Source organism: Modestobacter sp. SYSU DS0904 (assembly GCF_054051115.1).
The window spans coordinates 69332-83766 of sequence record NZ_JBJHAQ010000013.1 but is presented as its reverse complement, the minus strand read 5'-3'; the positions used below and the strand labels follow the sequence as shown (position 1 = coordinate 83766).

At 76.2% G+C, this 14435-nt stretch carries 14 protein-coding genes and 1 riboswitch; of the genes, 10 read left to right on the top strand and 4 right to left on the bottom strand.

Annotated features, from left to right (window positions below):
- Positions 1 to 15 precede the first annotated feature (15 nt).
- The 3 genes from ACI79U_RS10970 to ACI79U_RS10960 are packed head-to-tail and all read right to left on the bottom strand — an operon-like array spanning position 16 to position 1231.
- Positions 16 to 309: a transcriptional regulator gene (locus ACI79U_RS10970; RefSeq protein ID WP_457068140.1), complete on the bottom strand. Its 294-nt coding sequence runs from the start codon at positions 307 to 309 to the stop codon at positions 16 to 18.
- The gene (locus ACI79U_RS10965) at positions 306 to 782 is read right to left on the bottom strand and encodes a hypothetical protein (protein WP_457068142.1); all 477 of its coding nucleotides are present in this window, start codon (positions 780 to 782) and stop codon (positions 306 to 308) included. The genes ACI79U_RS10970 and ACI79U_RS10965 overlap by 4 nt, the downstream gene beginning before the upstream one ends.
- Positions 779 to 1231, bottom strand: coding sequence for a hypothetical protein (locus ACI79U_RS10960; protein ID WP_457068144.1), 453 nt, complete (start codon positions 1229 to 1231; stop codon positions 779 to 781). The genes ACI79U_RS10965 and ACI79U_RS10960 overlap by 4 nt, the downstream gene beginning before the upstream one ends.
- Positions 1232 to 1334: 103 nt before the next feature.
- A riboswitch (cobalamin riboswitch) is annotated at positions 1335 to 1407 on the top strand.
- 62 nt (positions 1408 to 1469) lie between these two features.
- On the opposite strand from ACI79U_RS10960, the gene ACI79U_RS10955 reads away from it, so the two are divergent.
- From ACI79U_RS10955 to cobA, 9 genes are read left to right on the top strand one after another with little or no spacing between them, the layout of a single operon-like run.
- Entirely contained in the window at positions 1470 to 3557 is a 2088-nt protein-coding gene (locus tag ACI79U_RS10955; RefSeq protein WP_457068146.1) for a putative cobaltochelatase, read from the top strand.
- Between the two features lies 1 nt (position 3558).
- Positions 3559 to 4173: a cob(I)yrinic acid a,c-diamide adenosyltransferase gene (gene cobO / locus ACI79U_RS10950; RefSeq protein ID WP_457068148.1), complete on the top strand. Its 615-nt coding sequence runs from the start codon at positions 3559 to 3561 to the stop codon at positions 4171 to 4173.
- Positions 4170 to 5552 carry a cobyrinate a,c-diamide synthase gene (locus ACI79U_RS10945; protein WP_457068150.1) on the top strand — a complete coding sequence of 461 codons (1383 nt, stop codon included), beginning with the start codon at positions 4170 to 4172 and terminating at the stop codon, positions 5550 to 5552. Before cobO ends, ACI79U_RS10945 begins: the two co-directional genes overlap by 4 nt.
- Positions 5539 to 6273: an energy-coupling factor ABC transporter permease gene (locus tag ACI79U_RS10940; RefSeq protein ID WP_457068153.1), complete on the top strand. Its 735-nt coding sequence runs from the start codon at positions 5539 to 5541 to the stop codon at positions 6271 to 6273. The genes ACI79U_RS10945 and ACI79U_RS10940 overlap by 14 nt, the downstream gene beginning before the upstream one ends.
- Positions 6270 to 6581, top strand: coding sequence for an energy-coupling factor ABC transporter substrate-binding protein (locus ACI79U_RS10935; RefSeq protein WP_457068155.1), 312 nt, complete (start codon positions 6270 to 6272; stop codon positions 6579 to 6581). The genes ACI79U_RS10940 and ACI79U_RS10935 overlap by 4 nt, the downstream gene beginning before the upstream one ends.
- Positions 6578 to 7312 carry a cobalt ECF transporter T component CbiQ gene (gene cbiQ / locus ACI79U_RS10930; RefSeq protein ID WP_457068157.1) on the top strand — a complete coding sequence of 245 codons (735 nt, stop codon included), beginning with the start codon at positions 6578 to 6580 and terminating at the stop codon, positions 7310 to 7312. Before ACI79U_RS10935 ends, cbiQ begins: the two co-directional genes overlap by 4 nt.
- Positions 7309 to 8154, top strand: coding sequence for an energy-coupling factor ABC transporter ATP-binding protein (locus ACI79U_RS10925; protein ID WP_457068160.1), 846 nt, complete (start codon positions 7309 to 7311; stop codon positions 8152 to 8154). The genes cbiQ and ACI79U_RS10925 overlap by 4 nt, the downstream gene beginning before the upstream one ends.
- Positions 8151 to 9719, top strand: coding sequence for an Rv2231c family pyridoxal phosphate-dependent protein CobC (gene cobC / locus ACI79U_RS10920; RefSeq protein WP_457068162.1), 1569 nt, complete (start codon positions 8151 to 8153; stop codon positions 9717 to 9719). Before ACI79U_RS10925 ends, cobC begins: the two co-directional genes overlap by 4 nt.
- Positions 9706 to 10947, top strand: coding sequence for a uroporphyrinogen-III C-methyltransferase (gene cobA / locus ACI79U_RS10915; RefSeq protein ID WP_457068164.1), 1242 nt, complete (start codon positions 9706 to 9708; stop codon positions 10945 to 10947). The genes cobC and cobA overlap by 14 nt, the downstream gene beginning before the upstream one ends.
- Before the next feature lie 384 nt (positions 10948 to 11331).
- Here the strand turns inward: cobA and ACI79U_RS10910 are convergent, their stop codons facing one another.
- The gene (locus ACI79U_RS10910) at positions 11332 to 12090 is read right to left on the bottom strand and encodes a (2Fe-2S)-binding protein (RefSeq protein ID WP_457068167.1); all 759 of its coding nucleotides are present in this window, start codon (positions 12088 to 12090) and stop codon (positions 11332 to 11334) included.
- 136 nt (positions 12091 to 12226) lie between these two features.
- Between ACI79U_RS10910 and acs the strand changes: the two genes are divergently transcribed.
- On the top strand, positions 12227 to 14203 hold the full coding sequence (acs, locus tag ACI79U_RS10905; protein ID WP_457068170.1) for an acetate--CoA ligase: 1977 nt from the start codon (positions 12227 to 12229) through the stop codon (positions 14201 to 14203).
- Positions 14204 to 14435 lie beyond the last annotated feature (232 nt).

Here is a 14435-nt window from a genome sequence, read left to right as displayed (position 1 = left end):
CCGCGCCTCAGCTCCTCACAGGCCGGCGATGCGGCGGAGCTCGGCGACGTGCGCGTCGAACGCGACCCGCCCCGCCCTGGTGAGCGCCAGGCTGGTGCGCTGCCGGGAGGCGATCGTCGCCTTCCGCACCTGCACGTAGCCCGCCTCCTCCAGCTGCTTGACGTGCTTGGAGAGCACCGAGTCGCTGACGCCCACGGCGTCCCGCACCGCGGGGAAGTCCATCGAGTCGACGGCCGCGAGCAGTCCGCAGACCTGCAGCCGGGGCGGGGCGTGGACGACGGCGTCGAACCGCGGCTCGACGGCGGTCACAGCCCGCTCCGGAGCTCCGCGACGTAGATGCGGCTCCACCACCGGCTGACCAGCGCGATGCCGACCCCGAGGACGGCCCCGGCCACCACCATCGCGCCGGGCACGTCGAAGCCGAACTCCAGCACCAGCGCCGGGACGAGGACGGCGGTCGCGCCCGCGAGCCAGACCCACCAGGCGCGGCGGGTGGGCCCGGGCCGGTCGCCGCTGACCCACGTCCCCGTCAGGCACCAGTAGACCCACATCAGCCAGCGCAGGCCCGCCCCGAACAGCACGACGGCGGTGAGGGTGAGCCACGGGTACCACAGCGAGTAGGACGCGAAGAGACCGAAGACCATCGCCCCCAGCGCCGCGTCGTACCACCACGGCTGCATCGCCCGGTCGGCCAGCGCGGCGCGGTCGGCGCGCAGGGTGGCGAGCTGGGTGGCCGCCGTCTCCCGGTCGGTCGCCGTCGGGGCGCCGTCCTCGCCGGTCACACCGGGCCCCGCAGCTCGGCGATCCAGCGACGGGTCCACCGGCGGCTCAGCAGGGCCAGCGCCACGCCGAGGACGGCGCCGGCCACCGGCATCGCCCACCGCTGGCCGTGGTCCTCCGCCAGCACGAGCGCCGGCACGGACACGGCCAGGGCCAGGGGTACCCAGGTCAGCCACACCCTGCCGTCCGGCGACGCCCAGACCCCGGTCCGTCGGCGGTAGCTCCACGCCAGCCAGCCGAGGCCCCCGGCCAGGACGAGCACCGCCACCGCGCGCACCCAGGAGGTCTCCACCACCGAGGAGGCGAAGAACCCGAAGAGCAGCAGCCCCGCCGCCACGTCGTGCCACCACGGCTGCATGACCCGGTCGGCGAGCTGTGCCCGGCCGGCCTGCAGCTCCGCGAGCTGGGCCGCTGCCTGCTCGCGGTCCGCCGTCACCCCGTCGCTTTCCATGGCGGAAAGTGTGGCGGACGACTTTCCGATCCGTCAAGAGACACGCCCCTGTCCCCGTCCCGGGTTCCCGTGGTCGAATGGCGCTCCAACTGCGACGGCAGTGGAGGAAGCCCGGTGCGACTCCGGCGCGGTCCCGCCACTGTGAGCCGGCTCCCGAGCCGGTGAGTCAGGAACTCCCGCCGTCGCCTCCTGCCACCTCCGGGCGTGGACACCCGGGGAGAGGACCCGTGGTCTGCTCATGACCTATCCCTTCGGCGCCGTCGTCGGCATGGACGACATGCGACTGGCCCTGCTGCTCAACGCCGTCTCCCCCGCCGTCGGCGGGGTGCTGGTGCGCGGGGAGAAGGGCACGGCCAAGTCGACGACGGTGCGCGCGCTGGCCGCGGTCCTGCCGCCGGTCGACGTCGTGGCCGGCTGCCGCTTCGCCTGCGACCCCGCCGCTCCCGACCCGGAGTGCCCCGACGGCCCGCACTCCGCCGACGACCGCGGGGTCACCCGCCCGGCCCGGCTGGTCGAGCTGCCGGTCGGCGCCTCGGAGGACCGGCTGGTCGGCTCGCTGGACCTGGAGCGCGCGCTCACCGAGGGCGTGAAGTCCTTCGAGCCCGGGCTGCTGGCCGGGGCGCACCGCGGCGTCCTGTACGTCGACGAGGTCAACCTGCTGCACGACCACCTGGTCGACCTGCTGCTGGACGCCGCCGCGCTGGGCCGCGCCTACGTCGAGCGCGAGGGTGTCTCGGTGCGGCACGCCGCACGGTTCCTGCTGGTCGGCACCATGAACCCGGAGGAGGGCGAGCTCCGGCCCCAGCTGCTGGACCGGTTCGGCCTCACCGTCGAGGTCGCCGCCCCCCGGGACGCCGACCTGCGCGCCGAGGTCGTGCGCCGCCGGTTCGGGTACGACGCCGACCCGGCCGGCTTCGCCGCCGCCTGGGCTGACTCCGAGCGCGAGCTGGCCGGACAGATCGCCACCGCCCGCGCACTGCTGCCCCGGGTGGTGCTGAGCGACGCCGCGCTGCGCCAGGTGACCAGCGTCTGCGCCGCCTTCGACGTCGACGGGCTGCGCGCCGACCTGGTCACCGCCCGCGCCGCGATCGCGCACGCCGCCTGGTGCGGCCGCACCGAGGTGACCGAGGACGACGTCCGGGTCGCCGCCCGGCTCGCTCTCCCGCACCGCCGCCGGCGCAACCCCTTCGACGCCCCCGGCCTGGACGACGAGACGCTGGAGCAGGCGCTGTCGGACTCCCGCCCCGAGGAGGGCCCGGACGACGACCCGACCCCGCCCGAGGACCCCGACGGCGGCCCCGACTCCCCGCCCGACGGCCCCCCACCGCACCCGAGTGGCCACGATGGCGCGGAAGGCGAGGCCCCGCCTGACCGAAGTGGCCACAATGGCGCGGACGACGCCGGTCCCGATCGCCAAAGTGGCCACGATGGCGACGAGGAGCCGCCGACGACGGCGCCGCGGGGCGAGGGCGGCGGGCACACCGACGCCGCACCCGCCCCGGAGAAGGCGGCCGTCGCGCCGTCCGACCCGTTCCGCACCCGCCGGCTGGAGGTCCCCGGCATCGGCGCGGGCGCGGCCGGCCGGCGGTCCCGGGCCCGCAGCGAGCGCGGCCGGGTGGTCGGCTCGCGCACGCCCGAGGGCACCGTGACCAAGCTGCACCTGGTCGACACGGTGGTCGCCGCCGCCCCCCACCAGCGGTCGCGCGGCCGCACCGGCCGGGCGTTGCGCATCGAACGCGCCGACCTGCGCCAGGCCACGCTCGAGGGCCGCGAGGGCAACCTGGTCCTCTTCGTCGTCGACGCCAGCGGGTCGATGGGCGCGCGGTCGCGGATGGCCGCGGTCAAGGGCGCTGTCCTCTCCCTGCTGCTGGACGCCTACCAGCGCCGGGACAAGGTCGGGCTGATCACCTTCCGCGGCGGCGAGGCCGAGCTGGCCCTGCCGCCCACCTGGTCGGTGGAGGCCGCCGCCGCCCGGCTGACCAGCCTGCCCACCGGCGGGCGGACGCCGCTGGCCGCCGGGCTGCTCAAGGCGCACGAGACGCTGCGGCTGGAGCGGGTGCGCGACCCGCAGCGCCGGCCGCTGCTCGTCGTCGTCACCGACGGCCGGGCGACCGGCGCCCGCGGTGGCGACCACCTCGCCGACGCCCGCCGGGCGGCCGGGCTGCTCGCGACGGCGGACGTCGCCAGCGTCGTCGTCGACTGCGAGTCCGGCCCGGTGCGGCTGGGGCTGGCCGCCTCGCTGGGCGCCGCGCTCGGCGCGCAGACGATGCGGCTCGAGGAACTGGGCGCGGAATCGCTGGTCCGCACGGTGCGAGAGGCCGCCTGACATGCCCCAGGGACAGGTCACCGCGGTCCCGGTCGACGGGCTGACCACGCGCCAGCGCCGCAACCGCCCGCTGCTCGCCGTGCACACCGGGGAGATGAAGGGCAAGTCCACCGCCGCCTTCGGGATGGCGATGCGGGCCTGGAACCAGGGCTGGTCGATCGCGGTCTACCAGTTCGTCAAGAGCGCCAAGTGGAAGGTCGGCGAGGAGAACGCGCTGACCGCGCTGGGCCGGCTGCACGAGACCACCGGCGAGGGTGGCCCGGTCGTCTGGCACAAGATGGGCTCGGGCTGGTCGTGGTCGCGCCGGGCCGGCACCGAGACCGACCACGCCGCCGACGCCGCCGAGGGCTGGGCGCAGATCAAGCGTGACCTGGCCGCCGAGGCGCACCGCTTCTACGTGCTCGACGAGTTCACCTACCCGCTGAAGTGGGGCTGGGTGGACGTCGCGGACGTCGTGGAGACCCTGACGAACCGGCCGGGCAGCCAGCACGTCGTCATCACCGGGCGCGACGCCGCGCCGGCGCTGATCGAGGCCGCGGACCTGGTCGTGGAGATGACCAAGGTCAAGCACCCGATGGACGCCGGTCAGAAGGGCCAGCGGGGGATCGAGTGGTGACGGCCATCCCGCGGATCGTCGTCGCTGCGCCGTCGTCGAACGCCGGCAAGACGTCGATCACCACCGGCCTGATCGCCGCGCTGACCGCCCGCGGGCTCACCGTGAGCCCGCACAAGGTGGGCCCGGACTACATCGACCCGGGCTACCACGGCCTCGCCGCCGGCCGCCCGGGCCGCAACCTGGACATGTGGTTGGTCGGCGACGACCGGATCACCCCGCTGTTCCTGCACGGCTCCCGCGGCGCCGACGTCGCGGTGGTCGAGGGCGTGATGGGCCTCTTCGACGGCGCCGCGCACGCCAGCGTCGAGCCCGGCTACGGCTCCACCGCGCAGGTCGCCGCGCACCTGCAGGCCCCGGTGGTGCTGGTCGTGGACGCCGCGTCGCAGGCGCGCAGCGTGGCCGCGCTGGTGCACGGGTTCGCCACCTTCGACCCGACGGTGCGGATCGGCGGCGTCGTCCTCAACCGGGTCGGCTCCGACCGGCACGAGGCGATCCTGCGCGAGGCGCTGGGCGCGGCCGGGGTGCCGGTGCTCGGTGCGGTCCGGCGGATCGAGGACCTGCACACCCCCTCCCGCCACCTCGGCCTGGTCCCCGCCGCCGAGCGGTCGGCCGAGGCGGTGCGCACGGTGCGCGCGCTGGGCGCGGTGGTGGAGTCCAGCGTCGACCTGGACGCCGTCCTCCGGCTGGCCCGCACCGCACCCGACCTGGCCGGCGAGCCGTGGGACCCGGCCACCGAGGTCACCCGCGTGGAGGGCCGGCCGGTGGTCGCCGTCGCCGGCGGCCCGGCGTTCACCTTCGGCTACGCCGAGACCGCCGAGCTGCTCACCGCCGCCGGTGCCGAGGTGGTGACCGTCGACCCGCTGCGGGACGACGCCCTCCCCGCGGGCACCCGGGCGCTGGTGGTCGGCGGGGGCTTCCCCGAGGTGCACGCCAGCGCGCTGAGCGCCAACGTCGGGCTGCGCACGGCGATCGCCGAACTGGCCCGGTCCGGGGCGCCGATCGCCGCCGAGTGCGCCGGGCTGCTGTACCTGTCCCAGGAGCTGGACGGCGAGCCGATGTGCGGCGTGCTGCCGACGACGACGGCGATGCACCCGCGGCTCACGCTGGGCTACCGGGCCGCGGTCGCGCTGACCGACAGCGTGCTCGCCCCGGCCGGCACCCGGGTGCGCGGGCACGAGTTCCACCGCACCACCGCCGGCCCGGCGGCCGGTCCGACACCGGCCTGGCAGTGGAACGCCGACGGCCCGGAGGGCTTCGTCAGCGCCAACGTGCACGCCAGCTACCTGCACCTGAACTGGGCCGGATCACCGGGGATGGCCACCCGCTTCGTCGCCGCCGCCGCGCGGCTCCCCCAGGAGGTCGGCCGTGCACATCGCTGAGGGGTTCCTCCCCGAGACCCACGCGCTCGGCTGGACGCTCGCCGCCGCGCCCTTCGTGGTGCACGGCGCCCGCGCGGTGGTGAAGGAGGTCCGCGAGCACCCGGAGTCGACGCTGCTGCTCGGCGCGGCCGGCGCGTTCACCTTCGTGCTGAGCGCGATCAAACTGCCCTCGTTCAACGGCAGCTCCAGCCACCCGACGGGCACCGGGCTGGGCGCCGTCCTGTTCCGGCCCCCGGTGATGGCGCTGCTGGGCACGGTGGTGCTGCTGTTCCAGGCGCTGCTGCTCGCCCACGGCGGCCTGACCACCCTGGGTGCCAACGCGTTCTCCATGGCGGTGGTCGGGCCGTGGGTGGGCTACGGCGCCTACCGGCTGGTGCGCCGCTGCGGCGGCGGCCTGCTGCCCGGGGTGTTCGCCGCGATGGCGCTGGCCGACCTGGCCACCTACGTGACGACGTCGCTGCAGCTGGCGCTCGCCTTCCCGGACGCGGAGAGCGGGCTGGCCGGCGCGGCGCTGAAGTACCTGAGCGTCTTCGCGCTCACCCAGATACCGCTGGCGATCGGCGAGGGGCTGCTCGGCGTCCTGCTGTTCCGGGTGCTCACCGTCAACGCCCGCCCCGAGCTGGAGCGCCTCGGCATCCTCCGCCCCGAACCCGAACCCGAACCCGCGCCGGTGCGCCTCGGGGAGAGCGGGGACGGCGCGGCGCGGGAGGGGCTCCGATGAGGCGGCACCTGGTCACCGCGCTGCTGGTGCTGGCCGTGATCGCGCTGTTCGCCACGCCGCTGCTGCTGGACCGGGACAGCGAGTACGCCGGCACCGACAGCCAGGCGACCGAGCTGGTGCAGGAGTCCGCCCCGGACTACGAGCCGTGGTTCGAGTCGGTCTTCTCCCCCGGCTCCTCGGAGATCGAGTCGGGGCTGTTCGCGCTGCAGGCCGCGCTGGGCGGCGGCGTGCTCGGGTACGTCCTCGGCCGGTTGCGCGGCCGGCGGACGGCGCACCGGGCCGCGGAGAGATCCAGCACCGGGCCGTGACCGGGCTCGCGATCGACGACGCCGCCTGGAGCAGCGCCTGGCGGCGGCGGTCCCCGGCGGACAAGCTGCTGCTGTCCGGCGGGCTGGTGCTCAGCGCCCTGGTGCTGCCGGTGTGGCCGGGCAGCGTGCTGGTCGGGCTGGCCGCCGTCGTCCTGGCGCTCGGCCCGGCCCGGGTGCCGGCGCGCACCTTCGGCCGGGCCATCCGGCTGCCGCTGGCGTTCATCACCATCGGCGCGCTGACCGCGGTGGTGCAGATCGGTGACGGGGGGCTGGGCTGGGCCCCGGACGCCGCGGCGCAGGCAGGCGGGCTGGTCGGGCACGCGCTGGCCGGCAGCGCCGCGGTGCTGCTGCTGGCGACGACCACGCCGATGTCGGACCTGCTGCCCGCGCTGCAGCGGCTGCGCGTGCCGGCCGCGGTGGTGGAGGTCGCCTCGGTCACCTACCGCCTGCTGTTCGTGCTGCTCACCAGCCTGACCACCATCCGGGAGGCGCAGACCGCGCGGATGGGCCACTCCACCGTGCGCCGTTCCTACCGCTCCAGCGGCGTGCTCGCCGCCGCCGTGCTGACCCGTTCCTGGGACCGGGCCCGGCGGCTGCAGGACGGGCTGGCCGGCCGGGGCATGGAGACCGGCCTGCGGGTGCTGCCCGAGACGCTGCCGGGCTCCCGCCGGTTCGAGGCGCTCACCGTCGCCGGGCTGGCCGCGCTGGTCGCCGTCGGGGTGCTGGCATGAGTCACCTGACGCTGGCCGCGGCCGGGCTCACCGCCGGCTACGACCGCCGCCGGCCGGTGCTCGACGGCGCCTCGCTCACCGTCCCGGCGGGCCGGCGGCTGGCGGTGCTGGGCGCCAACGGCTCGGGGAAGACGACGCTGCTGCGCTGCCTGTCCGGGGCGCTGGAGCCGACCCGCGGCCGGGTCACCCTGGACGGCGCCGAGCTGCACCACACCCGGAAGGGCCTGCGCGCGCACCGGCAGACGGTGCAGCTGGTGCTGCAGGACCCCGACGACCAGCTGTTCAGCGCCTCCGTCGCGCAGGACATCTCCTTCGGCCCGGTGAACCTGGGGCTGGCCGAGGACGAGGTGCGCGCCCGGGTCGCCGAGGCGCTGGAGCTGCTCGCGGTCACCCACCTGGCCGACCGGCCCACCCACCAGCTGTCCTACGGCGAGCGCAAGCGGGTGGCGATGGCCGGCGCGGTGGCGATGCGCCCATGCGTGCTGCTGCTGGACGAGCCGACCGCCGGGCTGGACCCGACCGCGGTCGGCGAGGCGCTGGCCGCGCTGGCCCGGTTGCAGGAGGCCGACTCGACGGTGGTGATGAGCACCCACGACGTCGACCTGGCGCTGCGCTGGGCCGACGAGGTCGCCGTCGTCGTCGACGGCCGGGTGGTGCAGGGCCTGCCGGAGGTCGTGCTGGGCGACGACGCGCTGCTGGCCCGGGCCCGGCTGGACCGGCCCTGGGCGCTGACCGTCGGCGTCCGGCTGCGCGAGCTCGGGCTGCTGCCCGCGGGCACCCTCCCGCGCGACGCCGACGCCCTGCTCGACGCGCTGCCCGACTCCCCCGGCGTGCGGGCGTGATCACCGTGGGCGTCGGGGCCCGGAGCGGGGTGACCGCCGACGAGGTGCTGGCCGCGATCGACGCGGTGCTCCCGCCGGACGCCGGCCCGGTCGTGCTCGCCACGCTGGACGTGCGGGCCGCGGAACCCGGGCTGCGCGAGGCCGCCGCGCGGCGGGGCTGGCCGCTGACCGGGCACCCCGCGCCGGTGCTGGCGGCGGTGCCCGTGCCGGCCCCCTCGGCGCGGGTCGCGGCCGCGGTGGGCACCGCATCGGTCGCCGAGGCCGCCGCGCTGCTCGGCGGTGGCCGGCTCGTCGTCGGCAGGACGGTGCGCGGCCGGGTGACGGTGGCGGTCGCCACCGGGCGCCGAAGTGGCCACTCGGGCGAAGAAGGTGCCGGGCAACCGACTCGCCGAAGTGGCCACTTCGGCGAGGAAGGTGGCGCACGACCTGCTCGCCCAAGTGGCCACTTGGGCGAGGAGCACGACGACGACGTCGACCTGCGGCACCACGGCGACGTCGAGGTCGGCCCCGGGCTGGTCGACCTCGCGGTGAACGTGCGGGCCGACGCGCCGCCGGACTGGCTGCGCACGGTGCTGCACGAGGCGCTGGACGCCAGCGCCGGCTACCCCGACCCCGGCCCCGCCCGCGCCGCCGTCGCCGCCGCGCACCGGCGCTCCCCCGCCGAGGTGCTGCTCACCGCGGGGGCGGCCGAGACGTTCACCCTGCTCGCCCGGGCGCTCACCCCGCGGCGGGCCGTCGTCGTGCACCCCTCGTTCACCGAGCCGGAGGCGGCGCTGCGGGCGGCCGGCCACCCGGTCGAGCGGCTGCTGCTGCCCGCCCCGGGCTACCGGCTGGACCCGGCCGCCGTGCCGGACGACGCCGACCTGGTGGTGCTGGGCAACCCGACCAACCCGACGTCGGTGCTGCACCCCGCCGAGACGGTCGCCGCGCTGGCCCGGCCCGGCCGGGTGCTGGTGGTCGACGAGGCGTTCGCCGACTCGGTGCCCGGTGAGCCGGCGTCCCTCGCACAGCGCGACGACCTGCCCGGTCTGCTGGTGGTGCGCAGCCTGACCAAGACCTGGGGGCTGGCCGGGCTGCGGGTCGGCTACGCCCTCGGGCCGGCCGACCTGGTCGCCGCGCTCGCCGCCCAGCAGCCGCACTGGCCGGTCTCGACCCCCGCGCTGGCCGCGCTGGTCGCGTGCAGCACCGACCGCGCCCGGGCCGAGGCCGACGCCGTCGCCCGCCGGCTGGCCACGCACCGGCGCGCGCTGGTCGACGCGCTGCCGGACGGCGTGACGGTCGTCGGCGACCCGTCGTCGGCGTTCGTGCTGCTCCGGGTGCCCGGCGGCGCAGCGGTCCGCGAACGGCTGCGCCAGGAGGGCTGGGCGGTGCGCCGCGGGGACACCTTCCCGGGGCTGACCGGTGACCATCTCCGGGTCGCGGTGCGCGATCCGGGGACCTCGCGTGCCTTCGCGGGAGCCCTGGCTGCGATCCTTGCGGGGATCTCCACCCCTGTCGCCGCCGACGTCGCCGCCGACCTCCCCGCCCCGCACCCCTGGCAGAAGAGAGCCGATGACCGCGACTGACCCCGCCCCGGCCGCCGTCTACCCGGTCGGGCTGCGCCTGGCCGGACGCCGTGTCGTGGTGGTCGGCGGCGGCCAGGTGGCCCACCGCCGGGTGGCCGGGCTGCTGGAGGCCCGCGCCCTGGTCACCGTGGTCAGCCCCGAGGTCACCCCGGCCCTGGAGGCGCTGGTCGGCCCCGGCTCGGTGACCTGGCACCCCCGCCGGTACGTGCGCGGCGACCTGGACGGCGCCTGGTACGCCGTCGCCGCGACCGACGACCCGGGCGTCAACGCCGCGATCGCCGAGGAGGCCGAGCGGGCCCGGGTGTTCTGCGCCCGCGCCGACGACCGGTCGGCCTCCAGCGCCTGGACCCCCGCCGTCGGCCGGCAGGGCGACCTGGTGGTCGGCGTGCACGGTGGCGGTGACCCGCAGCGGGCCATCGGGGTCCGCGACGCGGTGCTGGCCGGGATCACCGACGGCTCGATCTCCGACCGCGCCGCGCGCACCTCCCCGGGCGGCGCGGGCAGCGTGGTGCTGGTCGGCGGCGGGCCCGGTGACCCCGGCCTGGTCACCGTCCGCGGCCGGCACGCGGTGGCCACCGCCGACGTCGTCGTCGCCGACCACCTCGCCCCGCAGGGCCTGCTCGCCTCGCTGCCCGCCGAGGTCGAGGTGATCGACGCCTCCAAGCTGCCGCGCGGGCGGTCCATGGCCCAGGAGCAGATCAACCAGCTGCTGGTCGACCGGGCGCTGGCCGGCAAGCGGGTGGTGCGCCTCAAGGGCGGCGACCCGTTCGTCTTCGGGCGCGGCTGGGAGGAGCTCGAGGCGTGCGCCGCCGCCGGGGTGCCGGTGGAGGTCGTGCCCGGGGTGACCAGCGCGATCGCCGTCCCCGGGCTGGCCGGGGTGCCGGTCACCCACCGCGGCATGACGCACGAGTTCGTCGTCGTCTCCGGGCACGTCCCGCCGGGGCACCCGGCCTCGCTGGTCGACTGGGCGGCGCTGGGCCGGCTGCGCGGCACGGTCGTGGTCCTGATGGGCGTGGACACCGCACCGCGGATCGCCGCGGCGCTGGTCGAGCACGGTCGCGACCCGCAGACGCCGGTCGCCGTGGTCGCCGACGGGGCCACCCCCGGCCAGCGCACGGTGCGCACCACCCTCGCCGGCCTGGGCCAGGCGATCGCCGACGCCGACATCCGCCCGCCGGCGGTCTGGGTGGTCGGCCCGGTCGTCGGCCTCGGCGCACCGCCGGCCTGATGCGTGCTGCGCCGCGGCGGGTCACCGGACGCCCACGCGGTGCGCTGGTCTCCTCCCCGCGGGACCTGCTGCGCTTCGGCCACGCGCTGATCGACGGCGAGCTGCTCGCGCCGGAGCTGCTGGCCGAGATGCAGCGGACGGTGCCCGCGGACGGCACGGCAGCGCGCGGCACCGTGGGGTACGGGCTGGGGCTGCAGACCCAACGACCTCAGCTGCGGCGGCACCGCCTGGGGTCACGGCGGGGACCTGCCGGGGACGCACACCCGAAACGCCGTCACCAGCGACGGGCGTGGTGCGGTCGTCGTGGTCACCGGCGACCCGACCACCCAGGAGCAGGCGCTCCGGCTCGAGGAGACCATCGACACCGCGATCTGCGGCTGAGCCTCAGTCCGGCGGCACCCGCGCCGCGGAGTCCTCGAGCAGCACCTCGCGGTGCGCCGGGGGGCGCCGCGGGCACGCCGTGCAGGTGGCCTCGTGCGGCACCCGGTAGAGCAGGCAGCAGGACGCGCGGCGGGTGAACCGGACCGCCCCGCCACCGGGCCGGGGGACGTCGACGAACCGCGGCGCCGGCAGCGGCGTGCCGACCGCGGCGGCGAGCGGGCCGGCCAGGGCGGTGGCCGCCGCGACGCCGCCGGTGGCGCGGCCCAGCGCGAGGAGCCGGTTGGCGAGGGAGTCGGTGGCGATCGCCCACAGCGGCCGCTCCCGCAGCCCCCCGGCCCGGGCCACCGCGGTGATCACCGCCGCCAGGGCGGCGCGCAGGTCACCGGCCGGGTCGGCACCGTCGGCCGGGCGGCCGGCCGACGCGGCGACCGGGGCGTACCCGCTGAGCAGGTGCACCGTGGTGTCGGCGAGCCGGGCGGACACCGGCACCCCGGTGACCAGCCCGGCGAGGACGGGTCCCAGCAGCACGCTCGAGGTCGAGTACCACCACACGGTGGCCAGCACCCGCACGTCGTCGGTGCCCTGGCGGGCGGCCCGGGCCGCGAGCACCTCGTGGGTCCAGTCCGGGTCGGTCAACCGGGTCGCCGGGACGGCGGCGGCCGACGGCGGCGGCACCAGCCCCAGCGCGGCGGCACCGGGCAGCCCGGCGAACCGGGTGGCCCGACCGTCGTCCCGGGGCTCCCCGTCCGTCCCGGTGTCCACCACGACAGTTTCGCCCGGCCGCGTTCCAGGCGGCGCGCGGGGGCACCTGACGAGGAGGTGACCGGGGCCATAGGTTTGTGCAGCAGAGACAGCGTCGCCTCACCGGTGGGGTGACGCCCGGATCCGGAGGTGGCGCATGAGCGAGACCCAGACGAACGACGCCCAGGGCCTGTCCAGCCAGCTGCCCGAGGGCGGGTTCCCGCCCCCGGAGGCGCTCGCCGCCTCCGCCAACGCGGGGCCCGACACCTACGAGCGGGCCGCGGCCGACCGGGTCGGCTTCTGGGAGGACGCCGCCCGCCGACTGGACTGGGCGCAGCCGTGGGACCAGGCGCTGGACTGGAGCAACCCGCCGTTCGCGAAGTGGTTCGTCGGGGGGAAGCTCAACGTCGCGGTCAACTGCGTCGACCGGCACGTGGACGCCGGCCACGGCGACCAGGTCGCCTACCACTGGGTCGGCGAGCCCGGCGACACCCGCACGCTGACCTACGCCGAGCTCAAGGACGAGGTCTGCCGCACGGCGAACGCGCTCACCGAGCTCGGTGTGAACGCCGGCGACCGGGTGGCGATCTACCTGCCGATGATCCCGGAGGCGGTGATCTCCATGCTGGCCTGCGCCCGCATCGGCGCCGTCCACATGGTCGTCTTCGGTGGCTTCTCCCCCGACGCGCTGGCCAGCCGGATCACCGACGCCGACGCCAAGGTCGTCATCACCGCCGACGGCGGCTACCGGCGGGGCGCGCCGAGCCCGCTCAAGCCGAACGTGGACGAGGCGCTGACCAAGACCGACGGCGTGCGCAGCGTGCTGGTGGTCAAGCGCACCGAGACCGACGTCGAGTGGACCGAGGGCCGCGACGTCTGGTGGCACGAGCTGGTCGCCGGGCAGTCGGCCGAGCACGAGGCGCAGGCCTTCGACGCCGAGCACCCGCTCTACATCATGTACACCTCCGGCACGACGGCGAAGCCCAAGGGGATCCTGCACACCTCCGGCGGCTACCTCACCCAGGTCAGCTACACCCACTGGGCGACGTTCGACCTCAAGCCGGACACCGACGTCTTCTGGACCGCGGCCGACGTCGGCTGGGTCACCGGGCACAGCTACATCGTCTACGGACCGCTGGCCAACCGGGCCACCTCGGTGATGTACGAGGGCACCCCGGAGACCCCGCACCGGGGCCGCTGGTGGGAGATCGTGCAGCAGTACGGGGTCACGGTCCTGTACACCGCCCCGACCACGATCCGCACGTTCATGAAGTGGGGCGACGACGTCCCGGCCGGGTTCGACCTCTCCTCGCTGCGGCTGCTCGGCTCGGTCGGTGAGCCGATCAACCCCGAGGCCTGGCTCTGGTACCACAAGAACATCGGCGGTGGCCGCTGCCCGATCGTGGACACCTGGTGGCAGACCGAGACCGGCGGCCACATGATCACCCCGCTGCCCGGCGTCACGAAGCTCGTCCCCGGCTCCGCCCAGCACCCGTTCCCCGGGATCTCCGCCAAGGTCGTCGACGACGAGGGCAACGAGCTCGCCGACGACTCCACCGGCCTGCTGGTGCTCACCGAGCCGTGGCCGGCGATGCTGCGCACCATCTGGGGCGACGACGACCGGTACGTCGACACCTACTGGTCCCGGTTCGGCAAGAACGTCTACTTCGCCGGCGACGGCGCCAAGAAGGACGCCGACGGCAACATCTGGCTGCTCGGCCGGGTCGACGACGTGATGAACGTGTCCGGGCACCGGATCTCCACGACCGAGGTGGAGTCGGCCCTGGTCAGCCACCCGACGGTGGCCGAGGCGGCCGTGGTGGGCGCCACCGACCCGACCACCGGCCAGGGCATCGTCGCCTTCGTCATCCTCCGCGGGGACGCCGTCGACCGGGGTGAGGAGCTGGTCAAGGAGCTGCGGCTGCACGTCCGCAAGGAGATCGGCCCGATCGCCAGCCCGCGGCAGATCATGGTCGTGCAGGAGCTGCCGAAGACCCGTTCGGGCAAGATCATGCGCCGCCTGCTCCGTGACGTGGCCGAGAACCGGGAGCTGGGCGACGTCACCACCCTCACCGACTCCTCGGTGATGGAGCTCATCAGCGCCAAGCTGCCCTCCAGCGGCTCCGACGACTGAGGGCGGCGCCCCGCCCTCAGCACCCCTCGCGAGCTCGGGTCGGGCCCCGGAACGGGACAGAGGTCACTGCTGGGAGCTTGTGCTCTGCTCACCCCCGGTGAGCAGAGCACAAGCTCCCACCCCATCAGCTCCGCCCCCACCAGCTCCGCCCCCACCCGGTGCCGCGCCTCTCCCCCGTCCCGATCGGGTACCGCCGGGGAGCGCTCCTGGTGCCCCTCCGACGTCGCCGGGA